General features: G+C 66.2%; 19 protein-coding genes. 3 read left to right on the forward strand and 16 right to left on the reverse strand.

Going from position 1 to position 20,278, the window contains the following annotated elements:
• Positions 1-4: 4 nt before the first annotated feature.
• From Q4E25_RS00340 to Q4E25_RS00380, 9 genes are all read right to left on the reverse strand, one after another.
• On the reverse strand, positions 5-805 hold the full coding sequence (locus Q4E25_RS00340) for a DegV family protein (protein WP_303152782.1): 801 nt from the start codon (positions 803-805) through the stop codon (positions 5-7).
• Positions 805-1,503, reverse strand: a complete 699-nt coding sequence (locus Q4E25_RS00345; RefSeq protein WP_303152784.1) for a histidine phosphatase family protein — start codon at positions 1,501-1,503, stop codon at positions 805-807. The genes Q4E25_RS00340 and Q4E25_RS00345 overlap by 1 nt, the downstream gene beginning before the upstream one ends.
• Positions 1,504-1,509: 6 nt before the next feature.
• Positions 1,510-1,980 (reverse strand): ribosome silencing factor, encoded by a 471-nt coding sequence (gene rsfS / locus Q4E25_RS00350; RefSeq protein ID WP_303152786.1) that lies wholly within the window; start codon positions 1,978-1,980, stop codon positions 1,510-1,512.
• A gap of 81 nt (positions 1,981-2,061) precedes the next feature.
• Positions 2,062-2,679 carry a nicotinate-nucleotide adenylyltransferase gene (nadD, locus tag Q4E25_RS00355; protein ID WP_303152790.1) on the reverse strand — a complete coding sequence of 206 codons (618 nt, stop codon included), beginning with the start codon at positions 2,677-2,679 and terminating at the stop codon, positions 2,062-2,064.
• A gap of 59 nt (positions 2,680-2,738) precedes the next feature.
• Positions 2,739-3,650 (reverse strand): cutinase family protein, encoded by a 912-nt coding sequence (locus tag Q4E25_RS00360; protein WP_303152792.1) that lies wholly within the window; start codon positions 3,648-3,650, stop codon positions 2,739-2,741.
• A gap of 39 nt (positions 3,651-3,689) precedes the next feature.
• Entirely contained in the window at positions 3,690-4,559 is an 870-nt protein-coding gene (locus tag Q4E25_RS00365) for a cutinase family protein (protein ID WP_303152795.1), read from the reverse strand.
• The gene (locus tag Q4E25_RS00370; protein WP_303152796.1) at positions 4,556-5,842 is read right to left on the reverse strand and encodes a glutamate-5-semialdehyde dehydrogenase; all 1,287 of its coding nucleotides are present in this window, start codon (positions 5,840-5,842) and stop codon (positions 4,556-4,558) included. The genes Q4E25_RS00365 and Q4E25_RS00370 overlap by 4 nt, the downstream gene beginning before the upstream one ends.
• Positions 5,843-5,893: 51 nt before the next feature.
• Positions 5,894-6,427, reverse strand: coding sequence for a DUF1707 domain-containing protein (locus Q4E25_RS00375; RefSeq protein WP_303152799.1), 534 nt, complete (start codon positions 6,425-6,427; stop codon positions 5,894-5,896).
• Positions 6,428-6,452: 25 nt separating this feature from the next.
• Positions 6,453-7,013 carry a DUF1707 domain-containing protein gene (locus Q4E25_RS00380; RefSeq protein ID WP_303152801.1) on the reverse strand — a complete coding sequence of 187 codons (561 nt, stop codon included), beginning with the start codon at positions 7,011-7,013 and terminating at the stop codon, positions 6,453-6,455.
• Between the two features lie 78 nt (positions 7,014-7,091).
• Here Q4E25_RS00380 and Q4E25_RS00385 point away from each other — a divergent pair, with 78 nt between their 5' ends.
• Both Q4E25_RS00385 and Q4E25_RS00390 read left to right on the forward strand, forming a co-directional pair.
• Positions 7,092-9,674: a PD-(D/E)XK nuclease family protein gene (locus tag Q4E25_RS00385; RefSeq protein WP_303152803.1), complete on the forward strand. Its 2,583-nt coding sequence runs from the start codon at positions 7,092-7,094 to the stop codon at positions 9,672-9,674.
• Positions 9,671-13,114, forward strand: coding sequence for an exodeoxyribonuclease V subunit beta (locus tag Q4E25_RS00390; RefSeq protein WP_303152806.1), 3,444 nt, complete (start codon positions 9,671-9,673; stop codon positions 13,112-13,114). The genes Q4E25_RS00385 and Q4E25_RS00390 overlap by 4 nt, the downstream gene beginning before the upstream one ends.
• On the opposite strand, the gene Q4E25_RS00395 is transcribed toward Q4E25_RS00390, so the two are convergent.
• From Q4E25_RS00395 to proB, 3 genes are read right to left on the reverse strand one after another with little or no spacing between them, the layout of a single operon-like run.
• Entirely contained in the window at positions 13,111-14,016 is a 906-nt protein-coding gene (locus tag Q4E25_RS00395; RefSeq protein WP_303152808.1) for a D-isomer specific 2-hydroxyacid dehydrogenase family protein, read from the reverse strand. The genes Q4E25_RS00390 and Q4E25_RS00395 overlap by 4 nt on opposite strands.
• Before the next feature lie 52 nt (positions 14,017-14,068).
• Complete coding sequence (locus Q4E25_RS00400) at positions 14,069-14,998, reverse strand: D-isomer specific 2-hydroxyacid dehydrogenase family protein (protein ID WP_303152811.1); 930 nt, start codon at positions 14,996-14,998, stop codon at positions 14,069-14,071.
• A 4-nt stretch (positions 14,999-15,002) separates the two neighbouring features.
• The gene (gene proB, locus Q4E25_RS00405; RefSeq protein ID WP_303152813.1) at positions 15,003-16,235 is read right to left on the reverse strand and encodes a glutamate 5-kinase; all 1,233 of its coding nucleotides are present in this window, start codon (positions 16,233-16,235) and stop codon (positions 15,003-15,005) included.
• Between proB and Q4E25_RS00410 the strand changes: the two genes are divergently transcribed.
• Positions 16,234-16,620 (forward strand): DUF1990 family protein, encoded by a 387-nt coding sequence (locus Q4E25_RS00410; protein WP_303152815.1) that lies wholly within the window; start codon positions 16,234-16,236, stop codon positions 16,618-16,620. The two genes, proB and Q4E25_RS00410, sit on opposite strands and share 2 nt — an antisense overlap.
• Here Q4E25_RS00410 and obgE read toward each other — a convergent pair.
• The 4 genes from obgE to rplU form a co-directional block, all read right to left on the reverse strand.
• Positions 16,580-18,103 carry a GTPase ObgE gene (obgE, locus tag Q4E25_RS00415; protein WP_303152816.1) on the reverse strand — a complete coding sequence of 508 codons (1,524 nt, stop codon included), beginning with the start codon at positions 18,101-18,103 and terminating at the stop codon, positions 16,580-16,582. The genes Q4E25_RS00410 and obgE overlap by 41 nt on opposite strands.
• 47 nt (positions 18,104-18,150) lie before the next feature.
• A complete protein-coding gene (locus Q4E25_RS00420; protein ID WP_303152818.1) occupies positions 18,151-19,461 on the reverse strand; it encodes a M20 family metallopeptidase in 1,311 nt (436 codons plus the stop codon).
• 129 nt (positions 19,462-19,590) lie between these two features.
• A complete protein-coding gene (gene rpmA / locus Q4E25_RS00425; RefSeq protein WP_303152820.1) occupies positions 19,591-19,869 on the reverse strand; it encodes a 50S ribosomal protein L27 in 279 nt (92 codons plus the stop codon).
• Between the two features lie 40 nt (positions 19,870-19,909).
• Positions 19,910-20,215: a 50S ribosomal protein L21 gene (rplU, locus tag Q4E25_RS00430; protein ID WP_303152821.1), complete on the reverse strand. Its 306-nt coding sequence runs from the start codon at positions 20,213-20,215 to the stop codon at positions 19,910-19,912.
• Positions 20,216-20,278 lie beyond the last annotated feature (63 nt).

Here is a 20,278-nt window from a genome sequence, read left to right on the forward strand (position 1 = left end):
CGCGTCAACATTCCTGGCTAAAGACCACGGAAACCCCAATGGCTCCGGCACCTAGGTGGACCGAGAGCAGGTCATTGAGCGGCACGCGGAGGAAGGAAGAGCCCACCGGCAGCGCCTGCTCCAGAAGGTCAGCCAGGCGCTCCGCAGTCTCCTCGGCGCCGTCGACGCCGCTGTACTGGATAGCCACGAAGGCGGGCTGGCCCTCGGCGCGCGAGGCCACCAGGTCCACCACCTTGGTAAAGGCCTTGGTCTGGGTGCGGGTCTTACCCACGAGCTCGATTTTGCCCTCGTTAAGAGACATGATGGGCTTGGTGGCCAGCAGTGCCGTGGAGAGCACCGCGGTGGCTGTGGATAACCTGCCCGAGCGGCGCAGATCCTCGGTGGAAGTGAGGTAGATCCACGTGGCCCCGCGGCGCAGGGTATCCATGGCGGCCTCGTAGCACTCGTCCACGCTCGCCCCCTGGCGGGCCAGCGCCGCCGCGGCCATCGCCGCCGCGCCCTGGACCATGCCGGCGCTGCCGGAATCGATGACCCGCACGGTGCCAGGGAAGACTCCGGAGGCGGTCACCGCCGCCGACCACGTGGAGGAGAGCTCCTTGGACAGGTGAATGGCCAGCACACCGTCATCGCCCGAGCGCTCCATCTCGCGGCCGAACTCGGCGGCCAGCTCCAAAGCACTCAACCCCGAGGTGCTGCGCTCCCCCTCGTTGTCCATGACGTGCAGCTCAAGCACTCTAATGCCGAGGTCTGCGGCGAGGGAGGCGGGAAGCCCGGCGGCGGAATCGGTGAGGATGCGCACGCCCACTAGACGTCCGCCCCCGCTCCGCCGACCACACGGCCGCCCATGTTCCAGCCGTCGAAGTACCACTGGGCGCCGTCGACGGTCTCCGGCGTGAACTCCAGCGGGGACAGCGGCTGGCTCGCGTCAAAGGAAGGCCGCGCCGTCAGCTGCGACCAATGGGTGTTCTTCAGCCCGGAGAGGATACTGTACTGGTGGTGCTCCAGACCCAGCAGGTGGCAGGTCAGCGCGGAGATCGCCCCGCCGTGGCCCACGATGAGCACCGGACCCTCATCCCAGGCATCGTGGGTGCGCATAAGCTCGTCGACGACCGGTCGCGAGCGCTGGGCCACCTCCACGCGGGACTCGCCCTGCGGGGGCGCCCAGGTGGGATCGTGGCGCCAGATGGCGCGGGCGCCGGGGTGCTGGGCGTCGACCTCCGCCGAGGTCATCCCCTGCCACAGGCCGAGGTTGGTTTCGCGCAGGCGGGCGTCGACAAGCGGCGTCATGCCCAGGGCCTCGCCAATGACACGCGCCGTCTCCCGTGCGCGCTGGAGATCGGAGGACACGATGGCGGTGATGTTCTTCTCCGCCAGAAGACTCGCAGCAGCCCGGGCCTGCTCGTAGCCGACCTCAGACAGCTCTGTGTCCACGTGGCCCTGCATCCGGCCCGAAGCGTTGTAGGTGGTCTGACCGTGACGGATCAGAATGAGCTGGCGAGTCATGCGCGATTAGTACTCCTCGTCTTCTTCCGGCTCCGGCTGCGCCAGCGGGATCTCGTCGATGGACTCCACCTCGCGCAGGTTGACCTCGTTGGACCACTCGCCGGGGCGCTCCGGGGTCTCCAAACCCGGGATATCCAGCAGCGGGCAGTCGTGGTAGAGGCGGTCCAGGCCGTAGAACTCGCGCTGATCGTTGCGCTGCACGTGCACCACGATCTGGCCGTAATCCAGCAGCACCCAGCGGTTCTCGCGGTTTCCCTCGCGGCGCTTGGGCTCGTGGCCGAGCTTGGTTAGGGCGTCCTCGACCTCCTCCACGATGGAGGCCACCTGGCGCTCGGTGTCCGCAGAGGCCAGCACAAAGACCTCCGTGATGGCCAGCACGTCAGAGACGTCGATGGCGGCGATGTTGGTGGCCAGCTTCTCATCGGCGGCCAGCGCCGCGGCCTCCGCCATCTGGCGGGCAATGTCAGTGACAGACATGAACAATCCTTCCTTTTAGGCTCTAGTGTTGCACGCCGGGCCTGCAATTCCTAGTTGTGCAATTCCGGTGTCGTGCAGGCCTTACAGCGGCTTGTAGGGCTTGGGGCCGTAGAGCTGATTCTTGGCAATGTATTGCACCACCCCGTCCGGTACCAAGTACCACACCGGCTCGCCCTGGGCGGCGCGCGCCCGGCAGTCCGTGGAGGAAATCGCCATGGCGGGAATCTCAATCAAGTCGATGCCGTCTTGGGACTCCAGCGGCAGCATGTCCTTGCTCAGCTCGTAGCCCGGCCGCGTCACGCCTACGAAGTGCGCCATCTCCAGCATCTCCTCCCAGGAGTGCCAGCTCATGATGGAGGCCAAGGAGTCCGCGCCGGTGATGAAGTAGAGCTCCGAATCCGGGAAGAGCAGGCGCAGATCCCGCAACGTATCGATGGTATAGGTGGGCCCCTCGCGGTCGATGTCCACGCGGGAGACGGTAAAGCGCGGATTGGAGGCGGTGGCCACCATGGTCATGAGGTAACGGTGCTCGGCGGCGGTGACCTCGCGGCCGGCCTTCTGCCAGGGCTGGCCGGTGGGCACAAAGACCACGGTGTCGAGCTGGAAGCGGTAGGCCACCTCGCTGGCGGCGACCAGGTGGCCGTTGTGGATGGGATCAAAAGTGCCACCCATGATCCCAATGCGCTGCGGATTAGTCATGGGTGGCAAGTATAGCCACAGAAGGCTAAAAGCCTACAAGGCTACAGGGGAAGGCAGGGTTAGCGGTAACGAACCTGATCAACGAAGCGGCCGATGGAATCGTACACCTGGTTATCCCACTGGTTGTTGACAAAGAAGTACTGGCCGTGGGAGCCGCCGGTGGGGCGCGCCGCGTAGAGGGTGTTGGCGGAGAGATCACACACCGCGTCCAGCGGCAGGCAGTAGTCCACGCGGTTGACGTTGGCGCGCGGCTGCGGCAGGAAGCCCATGGGGCCGCCAGCGCCCTGCACGCCGACGACGCTCGGATCACCGGACTTGGTCAGCGGGTTACCAAAGGTCACCACGCCGGCCAGCTGGCCGCGGCGGGCGAGCTCCTGCTCGTGGTTAGCGATGATCATCGCGCCCTGCGAGTAGCCGGAGAGGATGTACTGCGGGCGGCAGCCGGTGGAGGCCTCGTAGTTGCTGATGGCGCCCATCACACCGCGGTTGCCGGTCTGCACGGAGTACATGAACTGGTTGGCGGCGGAGACCGCCATGTTGATCACCGGGTTGGCGTACTGGACGGCCAGGCGCATGACCTCAGCCGCGGTGGTGGGCACCTTCTCATTTGGCACGGAGTACTGCGGGTAGGTCGCCGGGTAGTACTGCGGCTCCAGGCCCAGCACGTAGACGTCCTTCATCAGGGAGTTGCCGCCGTGGGTGGCCTGGTAGCGGGCCTCCGCGTTGTGCAGCATGGCGCGGATGGACTCGCCCTCCCAACCATTGGAGGCGCGGCCGCCCTGGTTGGAGTAGGAGGTCGGGTACACCTGATTGTTTTGACCCGAGCCGCGGGCGGCCACGACGACAACCGCCGGGCACTCCTGGGCCTGTGCCTCGGGGGCGGTGAGGGTCTGCGGAACGATGGCGGCAGTCAGCACTGCGGCCGCGGCAGCGGCGGTGGCTGCGAATGAGCGAGCGATGCGGGAGATCACTGGTGACCTTTCGGCGGTATTTTATTGACGCCGAATAGACTACTCACCCCGCGCCCGCGGCGCATGTTTAACCCACCCGGCGAAGGTATCCACCACGGCCGCATCCTCAGCGGTGGGGTCTTCCCTGAAGTAGGAGGCGTGGCGCTCGGCCTTGGTGGCCAGCGCATCCGCGGCGGCGGCCGGCGTGAGATCGCAGACAAAATCCCCGCTCAGGCAGTAATCCACGCGCTTGTCCGCGGGCAGCGCCGCGCGCTGGATCACCCAGGGGTGCTTGTGCAGTGGGTTGCCGATGTTCACCGCGGCCTCCAGGCGGCCGGTATCCGCCAGATACTTCTCCACGCTGGTGCTCACGATGGCGCCCTGGGAAAAGCCCGCGGTGATGTAACGCGGCCGGCACCCCGTGGCCTTCTCATACTCCTCGACCACCTTCGGGGCGTTGCCCATCCCGGCGCGCACGCTGTCGAAGAAGCCGAAGGTGGAGTTGTAGAGCAGCTGCCCCACCGGGTAGTTCTGCACGATCTCCACGAGGCGCTGCAGGATCTGCTGCGGGCTGAGCTCCTCGCCCTCCTTGGCCAGCGGCGGCAGCCCCACCGTGGCGGGGTAGGCCTGGTCATCCATGGCGAGGACGAAGACATTGTCCATGGTGCCCGGGTGGCGCTGCTCCACCTGACGGAAGAAGGCGGAAAAGTTGGGGCCCTCGAAGCCGTTGGAGGGCTGGGAGTTCTCCGAGTAGCGCTGGGGTCCGAAGTACTCGCCTTGCTCCTCGTTCTGATCCGAGCCGCGGGCGGCCAGGACCACCACGGCCGGGCACTGCTCGGACGCGTCCGGTTGGCCGGCCGAGGCAGCGGGTACGGCAAGGGAGGCCGCCATGAGCGCGGCGGCGGCGCAGGAAAGTGCCTTTCGGATCATGGACGGGTCTGCCCCGTGCCCTGCAGGATCCACTTGGTGGAGGTCAGCTCCGGCAAGGCCATAGGGCCGCGGGCGTGCAGCTTCTGGGTGGAGATGCCGATCTCCGCGCCCATGCCGTAGACCTCGCCGTCGGTGAAGGCGGTCGAGGCGTTGAGCATGACGGCCGCGGCATCCACCTCGCTGGCAAAGCGCAGCAGCACGTCGGCATCCTGGGCTGCGATGGCCTCGGTGTGGCCGGTGCTGTAGGCCGCGATGTGCTCGATGGCGCCGGCCACTCCCTCCACCACCTGCGCGCAGATGTCGAAGGAGAGGAACTCGGTGGCCCACTCCTCCTCCGTAGCCTCCACTGCGTCTTGCACGCCGAAGGCTTCGAGCTTGGCGACGTCCCCGTGGATCCTCACCCCGGCCTCCTGCAGCGCCTCGATGACGCGGAGCTTGTCGGAGTCTGCCAGGGCGGCATCGAGAAGCACGGTCTCGGTGGCGTTGCACACCGAGCAGCGGCGGGTCTTGCCGTTGACCACCATGGCGATGGCCTTGTCTAGGTCAGCGGAGGCATCCACGTAGAAGTGGCAGTTGCCGGTGCCGGTCTCGATGGCCGGGACGGTGGCGTTTTCCACCACCGCGTTGATGAGGCGGGCGGAGCCGCGGGGAATGACGACGTCGACAAGCCCACGCGCCGTGATGAGATCCTGGACGGAATCGTGGCTCTGGCAGGGCAGCAACTGCACGCCCTCGCGCGGCAGATCGAACTCCGCCAGGGTGTCCTGCAGCAGCTCCACGAGCTTGGCGTTGGAGTTCTTCGCGGACTTCGAGCCGCGCAGCAGCGGCACGTTACCGGACTTGATGGCCAGGCCGAAGGCGTCGACGGTGACGTTGGGGCGGGCCTCGTAGACCATGCCCATCACGCCGAGCGGCACGCGGACCTGCTTCATCTGGATGCCGTTATCCATGGTGCGTCCCTGCAGGACCTCCCCCACCGGATCCTGCAAGGAGGCGACCTGGCGCAGGCCGCCGGCGATGCCCTCGATGCGCTCGGCGTCGAGAGCCAGGCGGTCAATGAGAGCCTCGCTCATGCCCGCGTCCTTGCCGGCGTCGATATCGCGCTGGTTGGCGGCAAGGATGTCCTCGGTGTGCTCGATGAGGTTAGCGGCAGCGCGATGCAGAATCTCGTTCTTGCGCGGGGTGGACAGCTGCGCGAACTGCGGCGCCACCGCCTTCGCAGCTTCCGCCTGGGTGAGGACCTGGGTGCGTTCTTCTTCTCGGGTGAGTTCGCTCATAGGCATCCAGCCTAACGAAAAGCTGAGAAGAGCGTTGAGCTGCTCATCCTGGCTGTGCTACTGGCCGAGCTCCTTGCGGCGCTGCGCAGCCAGGCGCAGGCGCTCGGCGCGCTTTTCGTCCTTGTCGGACTTGAGCTCGTCGTAGAGCAACTCATCCTGCACGTTGACTTTAAGCACTCCACGGACGATAACTGAAAGGACTCCCGCAACCACGAAAGACAGCCAAGCAAAGTTCCAGTGAAGGGCAAGGGGCCCCACAATTGTGATAACCAGAGCCACTCCCCAGAAGGCAGCGTCAAAACGGTTGACTAGGGCACCTCTTCGCTCAAGGCTTTGAAGCTCTTCGTGGGCTTTCACATCAACGGCCTGCGAGGACACATCCTGCTCATCTAGGTCTGGAAGATCCTGAAAAAGCTTCGCTAAATCTTCCCGGGTGCGCGCTGCGGCGGCCTTGCCGGTGCGCTCCTCAAACTCGGTGACATCTAAGAATCCATCCGCAAAATACACGCCAAGCCTGTCAAGCGCTGCGTTCCGCTCGGCATTGCCCGCACGCACCCCTGCTTGTATGTCTTTTTTATTATCATTCGTCATACCTGGCGACTGTATCATGCAACTTTTATTGGCCGAGCTCCTTGCGGCGCTGCGCAGCCAGGCGCAGGCGCTCGGCGCGCTTTTCGTCTTTGTCGGACTTAAGCTCGTCGTAAAGCTCTTCGTCCTCGTCGCTGAGCTGAACAATGCCGCGCACGCCCATCGACGCCACACCGGCCAGCGGGAAGGCCACCCAGAAATAGTCCCAATCAAAGACGAACATGCCCACGAAGAAAAACACGATGGCCACGGTCCAGATGATGCTGTCAAGGCGCCCGACCAGCGCGCCGCGGCGCTCCAGGGCGCGCAGCTCCTCCTCGGCTTTGTGGTCGACGGCCACCTGCGGGGCCTGCGCGCTGTCCGCGGGGTTCTCAGCGTCATCGGGCAGATCGGTGAAGAGCTGGGCAAGCTCGCCGCGGGTGCGCGCTGCGGCCGCCTTGCCGGTGCGCTCCTCAAACTCGGTGATGTCCAGCAGCCCCTCCGCGAAGTGCACGCCCAGCCTGTCGAGTGCCGCGGTGCGCTCGGCATCGCTCGCCCGGATGTCTGGGTTGCGGTCCGGGGTACCACCTTGCGCGCTGCTTGAGTCCATGTTCCCGCAGTGTAGCGCACATGTCCGGGACGGGTAGTAGGTTAGCTCTCAGTATCCAGAACAAAGGAAAGAGCACGCATGGACATTGACTTCGGATGGGAGTTTGATCACTGCCCTGCCACCGCGGTGACCGTGGTGGGCTCGCTACGCTGCGGCCCGCGGGGGCTGGCCTCGGCCCTCGCCACGCGGCTGGGCGTGCAACGCCCAGTGGCCGAGCCCGCCCAGCGCATCGCTCGCTACCGCGCCGCACTGGTCTCCGCGGTGGCGCACGGCAAGGCCGATTGGTGCGCCGAGGCCTTTCCCAAGAACCGCTGGGCTATGGCCGAGGCGCTGCTCTCCTGGCGCGATGAGCTCGTGGCCAACGGTTGGCGGCCCCACTGCCCGCGGGGCTCGTCCACGCGCCTCGAGACCATTGCTCACGTGGAGAGTCTCTTTGATTCTCCCGGCGCGGCGGACGTGCAACGCGACGTGCTTGAGCGCCTGCGTCAACTGCGCTCGTGGCCGCTGGGCATCGAGAGAATTTCGCTGCGTTTTTGTTCCCTCGCGCAGCTGCCGGTGGTGTGGCAGGAGATCTTCCAACATCTGGAAAAGCTGGGTGTCGCCGTGGAGGAGGTGCGGGATCTCTCCCGGATTAACTCGGTATCCATCGTTACCGCCGATACCACCTTTGAGGCCGCAGCGGTGGCCGCGCGCATGGATGCCCCGGTGGTTCTGGCCGGCGCGGAGACCAGCGCGCTGGACCACGAGCTCTCACTGCGCGGCCAAGGGGCCCTCGGGCGTGGGCAGGAGTTGCCCTCCCCGCTGATTGCTACCTTCCTCGCCGCGTGCACCCGCCCCTATGACATCAGGGCCTTGAGCACGCTGACGATGCTGCGCGTAGAGCGCGGCCCCATCATCCCGGAGTTCGTGGGCGCGGTGCTGCGCACAACCCTTGCCCAGGCCGCGGGTGTGGGCTCGGCACAGTGGCAGGCCGCGATGGAGGGCCCGCTGGCTGATAACGAGGTGGCCCAGGAACTCAACGCGCTGGTGTGGCTGCATCCTCTCTCGGCCGAGGGAGACATCAGCGCGGAGGATCTCGCGGATCATCTGAATTGGTTGCGCGCCCGCCTGCGAGCCCTCGGCGCCACGGAACTCGCGCACGAAGCCACCACCCTCCAGGAGATCTTGGCCGGCACCGGCCCGGTTTCCCGCCGTGAGCTTTCCTCCATCGTGGACACGCTGAGCTCGCGCACTGGCGCCGTGGCCCATGCGCAACCCGGCCGCGTGGTGGCCACCCATCCGGCCGCGCTGCCGCTCTACGGCGAGGAACTGCTGTGGTGGGCCCCGGTGGATAACACCGTGCAGGTCAACGCCACCTTCACTCAGGCGGAGTACGCGCAGCTGCGCGGGCAGGGCATCGACGTTCCGCAGCCGGAGGTGCTGGCCCCGCTGCGAGTGGCCTGCCAGTTGGGCGTGCTCGCCTCTTATCGCCGCATAACCGCGGTCATCCCTAGCTTCCTCGCGGGCGAGTCCACGCACCGCCATCCCTTGCTGCTCCTGGTGATGGCCAAAGTGCGTGACGCGAGCAAGGCCAGCTCACTGCAGCCGCTCTCCGTCAAGGAACTGAGCCGCAGCGTGACCCATCGCGGCCACGAGCTCGTCAGCGGCGGCCACTGGCGCCTGGGCGAGCGCGCGGTGGAGGTCGTGGTGCCGCCGGCAGAACCCCTCCCGGCGGCAAACCCCTTCTACCGTACCTTCAGCGGCGGCGAGCACCTCACCCCGCAACGCCTCTCCTACTCCCAGATGTCCCGCTTGCTCCACCACCCGCTGGAGTGGCTCATGCACAGGCTGGGCGTGGATCCAGGCAACGTGCTTTCTCTGCCCACCGGCAACGCCTTACTGGGGTCCTTCGTGCACAAGGTCATCGAGGAGCTCGGCGGCACCGCGGTCAGTGATGACGAGGTTGCACGGGTCTTCAACGAACTGGTGGAGGGCCACGCCGCGGAGCTCACCCTGCGCGGCAAAGAGTCCGCCCGCCAGCGCTTGCTGCGCGATACCCGGCAGGCTGTGCGTGCGCTCACCACAGCGCTCAACGCCATGGGTGCGGCAACCACTGGCCACGAGGAAGAAATCAGCGATGTGTTCCTTGCAGAAGTCCCCGGCGCGGACGGCCAGCCCGTGGAGCTGCGCGGCCGCCGCGACGTGGACATCACGTTCCGGGACGGCACTCGCGGCCTCCTTGATCTGAAGTACACCTCCAGCACAAGCCGCTTTCCCACCGAGATCAAGAACAACGAGGAGCTACAGCTCGCGGTGTATGCCCGCTCGCTGTCCCACGGCCCGGAGGACCTGGACCAGCACCCGGTTGCGTACTTCTCCCTCCTGCAGCGCCAGTTCTTCTCCCCCTTCCCCATCTTTAGCCCGCCGCACCACAGGCCGGTGAGTGGCCAGGGTGACAAGCTCACGGCGTTGTGGGCGAAGGCCGTGGTACAGCTCAACCAGGTTCTCGCGGGCCTCCGTGCAGGCTGGGTCTTCGATGTGGACAACGCACGGCAGTTCCCAGATGAAGTGGAGCTCGCGGAGCGCCTCGCCGCGCTGTACCCGGATGGCTTCCTCACCAAGAAGCCGCAGACCTACACCGACTTTGATGTCCTTACCGGCTTGAAGGGAGACTTCCAGTGAGCCACCCACGCTTTACCATCATCAGTGCCTCCGCCGGCTCCGGAAAGACGCACACGCTGACCCAGGAGCTCATCCGGCGCCTGGCTAACACAGCCTCGCCTCTTGAGCCCTCCCAGATCATCGCCACCACCTTCACCACAAAGGCAGCCGGTGAGCTGGAAGAGCGCATCCAACAGGGGCTCATCGATGCCGCCGATGACCCCGACCGCTCGCCCGCCGAGTCCGCGCGCCTGCACGAGCAGCTGCTCAAGTTGCCCGGCGCGCTCATCGGTACCGTCAACTCGGTTAGCGATCAGATCGTGCGCATGTTTGCGGTGGACGCGGGCCTAAGCCCGGACCTGTCGGTGCTGTCCGAGGCGACCGAAAAGTCCGCCTTCGCTATGGCCACCGGTGAGATCATTGCTGCCTACGAGGAAGACAACGCCGCCCTGCTGGCCCGCATGCGCTACGACAAGCGCGAGAACTCCAGCGGCTTCAACAACACGCAGGCCAAGCTGTGGCGGGACGTGTTGCACAAGCTCATCGAGGCAATCCGCCGCGAGAACATCGCGCTGACTGAGCTGCCGGGGCTCGCCGAGGAGTCGATCAACGAGCTGGAGGCGACGCTAAGCACGGCACGCGAGCAGGCCACGGAGGAGCTGCGCGCGCTCTGTGAAAAGGACCCCACCTGCGCCCTGCTGGATTACGAGTCCGCGGATGTGCGCCCCGAGATTCTTGAGCAGTATGAGGCCATTGCCGCCGGGCTGCAGGAGGAGCTGGACGCCGGTGCTGTGTCCAGCAGATCGGTCAACGCCCTAGAGCGCTTCCTGGCAGCGCTGCCCACCGAGATGGCCCGGTACCGGCTGCACAAGGACATCGCAGAGGACACCACGCCGTGGCAGTTCTGGGTGAAAGCCACGGAGGGTACCTTTGGTGCTGCCTCCGGCACGGCACCAGTAAAGGACGCCGTACACGCCACCTTCCCTCCCGGCTATGTCCTGTTCTCACAGGCGTTTCGCGATGATGCCGCAGCGCTTGTCCGGCTAACCTTCGCGGCTGCGGGCGAGTGCCTGGAGGCCTACCGCGATTTCAAGGATTCTGCTGCCCAGATTGACTTCACGGATCAGGAGCAGCGGGCGCTGCACATCCTGCGCACCAACCAGGCGGTGCGCGAGGAAATTGCCGCGCGCTTCGAGTTACTCATCGTCGACGAGTTCCAAGACACCAACCCCATCCAGCTGGCCGTGTTCATGGAGCTGGCGCAGCTGGTCTCCGAGGTCATCTGGGTGGGTGATCCCAAGCAGTCCATTTATGCCTTCCGTGGCTCCGATCCCGGATTGATGAATTCTGCGCTGCGCGCGCTGACTGATCCGCAGGGGACGTTCCGGGGCGAGAGCCGCGCACTGTCGCGCTCGTGGCGCTCCTTCTCCGCGCCGATTGCGCTGTCTAACGAGCTCTTCGCCCCGCTGTTTCCGGAGGGCGATAGCGCCCGCCTCTTCCTGCCTGAGCCGCTGGTGGATTCCCGCCAGGGCGGTTCGGTAGAGGTGTGGGAGCCAGTCAGGGAGCTGACCAAGAAGGGCACCCCGAAGAAGCCAAACCTGGACACGCTCTGGGGTGTGGTGGCCGAGGGCCTGGCACAGAAGTTCACCGCCGAGGGCTTCCCGGCGCACGGCTGCGCAGTATTGGTGCACAAGAATGCGCACGCTGCAGCCGTGGCGGCAGCACTCCAGGAGCAGGGCATCCCCGTGGCAACGCAGTCCCAGGCGTTGCTGGAGACCCGCGAGGGCACCCTCCTTCGTGCGGCGCTGCTGTGGCTGGTGGATAAGTCCTCCACCCAGTCCCTGCTCGAAATCATCAGCATCTGCGCAGAGCACCCGGCACACCGCGATTGGTTCGAGCAGCTAGTCGGCGCCGCTGACCGCGAAGCCCGCACGGAGCTCTTCCGTTCCTGGGCCGAGCACGAGTCTGTGGCTGCTATCGAGCAATTGGCACCGATGCTGGCATCCAGCTCCATTCCGGAACTGGTCAGCGCGGCCATCGCCGTGCTCAAGCTGCCGGAGCGCATCGCCTCGTGGTCGGAGCCCGCCCACAGGCTCGCCACGCTGGATTCCCTGCAGCGGCACGCCGCTGAGTTTGCCGCTCAGTCCACCGTTCCGGCCGGCGAACTCTCCGTGCTGCGCTTCATTGAATCGCTGGCGGATGAATCCGCCACGGTTCGAGCGGCCACCGCGGAGAACTCCGTCTACGTGGGCACGCTCTTTTCCGCCAAAGGCCTGGAGTGGGACACCGTTGTCTTGCCTGGGCCCGTGCCCACGGATCGCTTCACGCCGGCGGGCGTGTGGGTGGATCCCGCTCCGGACTTCGATGTCACGGCGCCGCTGGCCGGGCGGCGGTTGATGTTCTGGCCGCACACCCTGCTGGATATGAGTGGCGCAGCAGAAGCACTGCTGAGCTCTCCGCTGCAAGCTAAGCGCAGGCAGGCGGCCAGCGAGGAGGAGCTGCGCAAGCTCTACGTGGCCTTCACCCGCAGCGCGCGGGACACCATCATCGTGCCGGCCTTGAGCATCGACGCTTGCTACCCAGCTCTCGTCGGGGGCGGCCAGCGCCCGCTGCACCTAGAGGTCAATGAAGACGAGGCCGCACTCGTGCTGGATAACTCGCAGCTGGCGGTACCGGCGCGCGAGGCCTCGCTCGATACTGAGCCACTCATCACGGTGCCCGGAATGGCGCAGCGCACCGAGGAGCACGTGCGCATCCCGGTGAGCCACCGCGTCTTCCCGTTGGACGGGGAGCCCACACTGTGGGAAAGCGCGGAGCCGCGCGCGATCATCGCCCGCGACGCCCACTACCCCACCGCCAGCGGCGAATTCATCCCGGCCGCGTTTACGCCCTCGGCCGCCGTGGCTACGCCGGAGGAAGCGCGCGCGGAGGTTCGATTGACAGATACCTTGGGCAGCGCGCTGGTGACCGCCGGCGGCCAGGACTGGGATCTGGTGGGCAACGCGGTGCACGCCTTCCTTGGCGTGGACGTCGCCGGGCTGGAGGAGGACGTGCGCGTGGTGCTGGCCAAAGATGTGCTGCAGCGCTGGGGCGCGGAGACTCGCGTTGAGCCGCAGCAGCTGCTGGACATCGCCAAGCGCTGGCAAAGCTGGGTGGAGCAGCGCTTCGGGGCCGGCGCGCAGGTGCGCACCGAGGTGCCCTTCAGATTCGTCGGCGAGGACGGCACCCACGCCCAGGGCTGGATTGATGCTCTCATCGTCGACGCCGAAGGCCGCACCTTCCTGGTGGACCACAAGACCTACCCAGGTGCAGACCCCGAGCGCCACATTCGAGAGAACTACCTCGGCCAAATGGCCGCCTATGCGCGCGTGCTGGCCAGCGCCGGGCAGCCGGTGGCGGGTATTTTCATGCACCTGCCGCTGCGCGGGGAGGTGTGGGAGTTAAGCTTCGCCGCTGCTTAGTAGCCGGCCTGCGGATCCACCAGCGTGGGGATCTCCTCGCCGGCGGCAAAAGCCGCGACCACCTTCACGGTGTGGGTGCCCAGGTTGCGGCGCACCGAGTTCATGGTGTTGGCAATGTGCGGGGTGATCACCACGCGCGGATCCTGCCACAGCGGGTGATCATCGGGCAGCGGCTCAGGATCGGTGACGTCGAGAGCCGCGCCGGCGATCTCCCCGGCCGCCAGAGCGCCGAGCAGATCCTCGGTGTTGATGAGCGGGCCGCGGCCCACGTTGACCACCACGGCGTGCTCGGGCATCTGGGCAAAGACCTCAGCGTTGACCATGTGATGGGTCTGCTCCGTCAGCGGCGCGATGAGCACGAAGTAATCCGCGCGCGGCCACACCTTCTCCACCTCGGAGATGGGATAGGTCTCATCGGCGCCGGGCACCTCACGCCCCGAGCGATTCACCGCGATGATGCGCGGGCCAAAGCCAGAGAGCATGGTGATGAGACGCTTGCCAATGCCGCCGGCGCCGATGATGGCCACCGTTTTATCCTCGTAGAGATACGAGGTGTGGGCCTGCATGTCCTCGTAGGAGGAAAAGGAGCCATTGACCCTGCGGTGGGCGTGCAGCTGTGCCAAGAGCAGCGCGATGGCGGATTCCGCCACGGTGCCGTCGAAGACGCCCGCGGCGTTGGACCAGGGCACGTCTGTGCGGCGCATAACCTCCAGGAGCTGATCCACCCCGGCCATGGGAACCTGCACGAACTTGATGTTCCCTGGCAGCGGCAGCGGGAAATCGGCGGGCTTGCCGTTAAAGACGAGGAAGTCGGCGGCCGCCAGCTCGGTGAGCTCATGCCCGGCGGCGGCCAACGCCTCGGTGGTTTCCTCCCACACATCCGGCAACATGGCGTATTTCATGATTCTGCGTCTCCTTCAGTGCTGTCAGTGGGCTGTACTGGTTACTCGGTTACTAGTAGCCGGCCTCAGGGTTGACCAGCGTGGGCATCGGCTCGCCGGCGGCGAAGGCTTCGGCGTTGGCGTTAAAGACCGCGCCCATGTGCATCTCCGCCACGAAGTCCGAAGCCCCAATGTGCGGGGTCAGCGTGCAATTCGGCAGAGAATACAACGGGTGACCGGCCGGCAACGGCTCCGGATCCATGACGTCGAGGGCAGCGCCGGCAATCTGTCCGGACTCCAGGGCCACCACCAGCGCCCCGGTGTCCACCACCGCGCCGCGGCCGACGTTGATAAACAGCGCGCTGGGCTTCATCGCCGCGAAGAAGTCCGTGCCCAGGATTCCCGTGGTCTCCTCCGTCAGCGGCAGGATGCTCACGATGAAATCCGCCTCCGGCCACACGTGCCCGGCCTCGCTCATGGGATAGGTCTCATCGGCACCAGGCACCTCGCGGCCCGAGCGATTCACCGCGATGATGCGGCAGTGGAAGGGCTCCAGCAGGCGGATGAGCTCGCGGCCGATGCCGCCGGCGCCCACGATGGCCACGGTCTTGGGCTCGCGGGGGCTGTAGAGCCACGCCTGGGCCTCGTCCACCCGGCGGCGCGCCGCCCAGTCCGCCGCCAGCGCGAAGGCCTTGTGCTGGTGAGCCTGGGAGAGCAGCAGCGCCAACGCGGTCTCCGCCACCGGCTGGGCAAAGGCACCCGCGGCGTTGCACCATGGCACCCCGCCGGGGCGGATGACCTTGGCCTCGATGAACTGGTTAACCCCGGCGTAGCAGTGCTGCACGAACTTGATGTTTTCCGGCAGCTCTGGGATCTCGCCGGGCAGGTAGGAGTTGTTGATGAAGACCTCGGCCTCGCGCAAACTCTCCACGCGCACGTGGCCGGCGGCGCGGAGATCCCCCACCATGACGTCCCAGGTATCCGGGCCCATGTAGTACTTCATGGCGCTAAATGCGGGAGGCGAAGTTGGACAGGTAGTCCGCGTGGACCACGGGGCGGCGGTGCTCCTCGGGCAGTTCCTCGGTGTGCTTGCCGATGACACTGCGCAGCACCTGCGAGTCGTAGCCCACCTCACCGCGGCCGATGACCTGGGACTTCGGGCCGATGATATCGACGATCTCCCCGGCGCCGAACTCGCCGATCACCTCAGTCAGGCCCACGGCCAGCAGGGACTTGCCGCCGGAGACCACGGCCTCCACGGCGCCCTCGTCCAGGCGCAGCGCGCCGCCGGAGTCCGCGCAATAGAGCGCCCAGAACTTCCAGGCGGAGAGGTGACGCTCCTCGCGGGTGTGGAAGACGGTGCCTACGGAGGCGTCGTCAAGCGCGGTGCCAATGTTATCCGCGGAGGTGAGCAGGACCGGGATGCCGCCGCGGGTGGCCAGGCGGGCGGCCGAGACCTTCGAGGCCATGCCGCCGGTGCCCACCTTGCCGCCGTCGCCCGCGGCCACGCCTTTGAGGTCCTTACCGGTGCGGATCTCCTCGATGAAGCGCGCGCCCGGCTCGGCGGGATTCTTATCGTAGAGGCCGTCGACGTCGGAGAAGAGGAAGAGCGCGTCCGCACCCACCAGGTTGGCCACCAGGGCGGAGAGGCGGTCGTTATCGCCGAAGTTCATCTCGGAGGTGGCCACGGTGTCATTCTCGTTGACAATCGGTACGGTGCGCATCTGGCGCAGGCGGTCGATGGTGCGCTGGGCGTTGCGGGCGCGATCGCGCTGGCCGATGTCCGAGGCGGTGAGCAGCACCTGGCCAGTGGAGCGGTTGTAGCGGGCGAAGGACACGCCCCACTCGTAAGCCAAGTGCACCTGGCCCACCGCGGCGGCGGCCTGCTTGGTGGCCAGATCCACCGGGCGGCGGTTGAGCCCCAGCGGGCCCATGCCCGCGGCCACCGCGCCGGAGGAGACAATGATGACGTCGGAGACGTTCATGCGCGCGCAGACGGCGTCAACGATGCGGTCGATCTTCTCGGTGGAGGTGACAAAGTCATCGCGGGTCAAAGAGGAGGAGCCGATCTTGATGACGATGCGCTTGGCCTGAGAGATGCGTTCGCGCAAGGGCGAGGATAAACCGCTGGAGCGGTGCTCGAGATTCTCCGACTCCGGAAAATCCATTTCCGGGGTTGGCCCCTCAAAGGGTTCGAGGGGTAGTGGGTAATCGGACGGGAGATCTTTCTCGGCAGTCATGCCTATCCACTATACAAACTATCCTCGAGGCCATGCGCAGCCACTATTCGCTCACCTACCGCCCCGTGGGGATTTCCGCGCCCGATTCCGGCTCTCCCCTGCCGCGCCTCAACCTGGAGAGGGAATACGCCGTGCCCTTTGCGGAGGCACGCGAGCGGCTCATGACCTGGCCGGCCACCCCGAGCGCGGCGAGGAGCGCTTCCTCCTGGAGCGCCTCCCGGTCGGCGGGTGCCTTTTGCTTATCGACGCCGTCGCCGAGCCCGCCAGCACTTTCTGGCAGGCCGTGAGCCCCGCGCTCAAGGCGGCGCAGTGGTGCATCACCCGCTACCGCTACCTGCCGGCGATTAGCCCTGCCAGCGGTCGCGGTTGGCGGATTCGCGGGTGACCTCGACGTCCTCGCCGTAATCGAACTCGTCGATGAGGCCACGGCGGGCCTGGGAGGCGCGCTTGCGCTCGGCGGCGGAGATGCGGTTGGTGCCGCCGAGGCGGCCGTCGAAGCCGCGGCCCGCGTCCGTGGCGCGGCCGCCGGCCATCGGCTCGTACTCGAAGGTGATGCCGCCGATGGTCACCGGGCAGCCCTCGATAGCGCCCTGCTTGTGCAGCTCCTCCTCCACGCCGGCCTTGGCCAGGCGGTCCGCCAGGTAGCCGATGGCCTCCTCGTTCTCGAAGTCGGTCTGCGTGATCCAGCGATCGATCTTCTCGCCCTCAACGATGAAACCGCCCTCCACCTCCGGGTCCGGGGTGACGGTGAAGTCCGCGAAGGAACCCTTCTTGCGGGCGGACTTGGGCTGGATGATGGTGTGCGCCTTGTCCATCTTGGCCCGCGGCTGGGACTTGCGGTGCTCGGCGACCATCTCCATAAGCTTGTACTTCAGCGGCTCCAGGCCCTTGCGGGCCACCGCGGAGATGATGAAGACCGGCCAGCCGTACTTCTCTTCCAGCTCGGGTTTGACAAACTCCGCCAGCTCCTCTGCCTCCGGGATGTCGGCTTTGTTGAGGATGATGACGCGGGGGCGCTCGCGCAGATCCCCAAGCCCGGTGTCCTGCTCCAAAAGCTCCTGGTACTTGGCCAGCTCCTCCTCCAGTGCCTCGATGTCAGAGAGCGGGTCGCGGCCCGGCTCCAGGGTGGCTACGTCCACCACGTGGGCGAGCACCGCGGTGCGCTCGATGTGGCGCAGGAAGTCCAGGCCCAGGCCCTTGCCCTCGGCGGCGCCGGGGATAAGCCCGGGAACGTCGGCCATAGTGAAGGACTCGTGGCCCATGTCCACCACGCCGAGGTTGGGCTGCAGGGTGGTAAAGGGGTAATCGCCGATCTTCGGCTTGGCGGCGGAGAGCACGGAGATGAGAGAGGACTTGCCCGCGGAGGGGAAGCCCACCAGGCCCACATCCGCCATGGATTTGAGCTCGAGGATGAGGTCGCGGGCCTGCCCCGGCTCGCCCTGCAGGGCAAAGCCCGGCGCCTTGCGCGCGGCGGAGACCAACGCGGCGTTGCCTAGGCCGCCGAAGCCGCCCTCGGCCGCCACGAAGCGGGTGCCGGGGATGGTGAGATCCGCCAGCTGCTCCCCGTCCTCGGAGTAGATCACCGTGCCGGCCGGCACCTCGAGGATGAGGTCCTTGCCGCGGGCGCCGTTGCGCCAATCGCCGGCCCCGTTGCCGCCGCGCTCGGACTTAATGTGTGGGCGGTAGTGGAAGTCCATGAGGGTGTGGATCTGCGGGGAGACCTCCAGGAGGATGTCACCGCCGTGGCCGCCGTTGCCGCCATCGGGCCCGCCGAGTGGCTTGAACTTCTCGCGGTGCACGGAGGCACACCCGTGCCCGCCGTCACCGGCCTGCAGGTGCAGGACCACGCGGTCAATAAATCGTGCCATGGACACTTCCCTCCGTAATTTCTACTTCTCCTCCCGCAGTCTAGTGCCTATTCGCGCTTGCCTGATAACCCTGCGAGGTGAGTAAGCGCGACGGCAACGTGGAGGCGCACGCCGGTCTCGAGGGCGTCGTCGTCCGCGTAGAACTTGGGCGAGTGGTTAGGCACCACTCCGCGCCCGCCTTCCTCGGGGACGAGCTGGCCTTCCTCAGTGAGCACGGCGTCCTGCACGCCCAGCAGGGCGTAGACGCCGCCGTAGCGGTTGATGAACTCGGAGACGTCGTCATAGCCCATGAGCGCGGGCACTTCACCCACGCGTTCCTTTGCCCCGGCCGCGGCCTCGAAGGCAGGGAGCATCGCCTCGATATCCTCGGGGCTATTCACCACGGCGGGGACGTACTGATCAAACTCTGCCTCCGCCGTGCAGCCATAGGCCTGCGCGATGTGGGTGGCGGTGCGGGCGATCTTTTCGTTGACCTCCTCCATCATCCCGTCCTTGAGGCAGCGCACCGTGCCCCACAGCGTGACGGCACCGCCCACGATGTTGAAACGGCCCTGGTCCTCCACATGGCCAAGGGAGATGGTAAACGCGTCCTGGGAGTTGAACTGGCGGTAGATCTGTCCCATGGCCGAGATAACGTCCGCGGCCGCGGGAAGGGGGTCGATACCCTCCCAGGGCATGGAGCCGTGCACCTGCTCGCCGTGGATGGTGATCTTCACCCGCTCGGAGGAGGCGTGCTGGACGCCTGTCCGGTAGCTCACGCTGCCCTTGGGCAGCGGCATGACGTGCATGCCAAAACTGGTCTGCGGCTGCGGATCCAGCTGATCAAACACGGCGTCTTCCAGCATGAGCTTGGCGCCGCCTTCCTCACCCACCGGCGCGCCCTCCTCTGCGGGCTGGAAGGCAAAGTAGACGGTGCCGGCAAAGTCCTCGCGCCGCTGTGCCAGGACCCTCGCCGCCCCCAGCAGCATCGCCGTGTGGCAATCGTGACCGCAGGCGTGCGCGATGGGGAAAGGACCGCCGGGGTACTCGGTATCGACCTCTTGGGAAGCGAAGTCCAGACCGCTGTCTTCCTTGACCGGCAGGGCGTCGATATCGGCGCGCAGCAGGATCGCCTTCTCTGACTCCCCCGCTGCCTGCCCCTTCAGTGCGGCCAGCACACCGTGGCCGCCGAGGCCTGTGCGGATATCCGCGGAATCGAAGCCGAACTCGCGCAGACGCTGAACGATGAAATCCGCAGTCTTGGTTTCCCGGTTAGAAAGCTCCGGGTACTGGTGCAGGTGATGGCGCCACTCGATGACCTCCGGATGGATCTGGGAGATGCGTTCAAAAAGTTCTTCCACGGCTTTGCGTGTAGCCACGGGCGTTCCTTCCTGTTGGGGGTTCAAACAACCCCAGGCTACGTCCGCGATGCGCCCCGGCGAAAGGAGGCGAGAAAAATGCCCTCCCTCAGTGAAGAGGAAGGGCATCGAGTTCCTTAAGGGGCGCGCTTAGGCAGTAGCCTCAGCAGCGGCCTCCTCAGCCGGAACGATGTTCACGATGCGGCGGTTGCGCTTGATAGCGAACTCAACAGCGCCGGCCTCGAGGGCGAACAGGGTATCGTCGCCGCCGCGACCAACGTTCTCACCGGGGTGGAACTTGGTGCCGCGCTGACGCACGATGATCTCGCCGGCCTTAACCTGCTGACCACCGAAGCGCTTGACGCCGAGACGCTTGGACTCGGAATCGCGACCGTTGCTGGAGCTGGAAGCACCCTTCTTGTGTGCCATGTGGTTTCCCTCCTTTAAGGGTGTGAGAGCCGGTTAAGGCTTACTTGATACCGGTGATCTTCAGGGTGGTCACGGGCTGACGGTGGCCCTGACGCACCTTGTAACCGGTCTTGTTCTTGTACTTAAGAATGTCGATCTTCGGGCCCTTGCCCTGCTCGACGATTTCTGCGGAGACGGAAACCTTCTCGAGGTCAGCAGCCTTCGACTTCACGGTTGCGCCATCGACGAGCAGAACCGGGGTGAGAGCCACGGATGCACCCGGCTCACCCTCGATCTTCTCGACCTTGACGAGGTCACCTTCAGCAACCTTGTACTGCTTTCCGCCGGTCTTGACGATCGCGTACATAGAGGGTTACCCCTTATCTAAACTCGGCTCAGAAGCAGCAGGGTGCGCCACTTCTGAATGGAC

Origin of the sequence: Corynebacterium sp. (assembly GCF_030532325.1) — a bacterium.
Lineage (GTDB): Bacteria > Actinomycetota > Actinomycetes > Mycobacteriales > Mycobacteriaceae > Corynebacterium.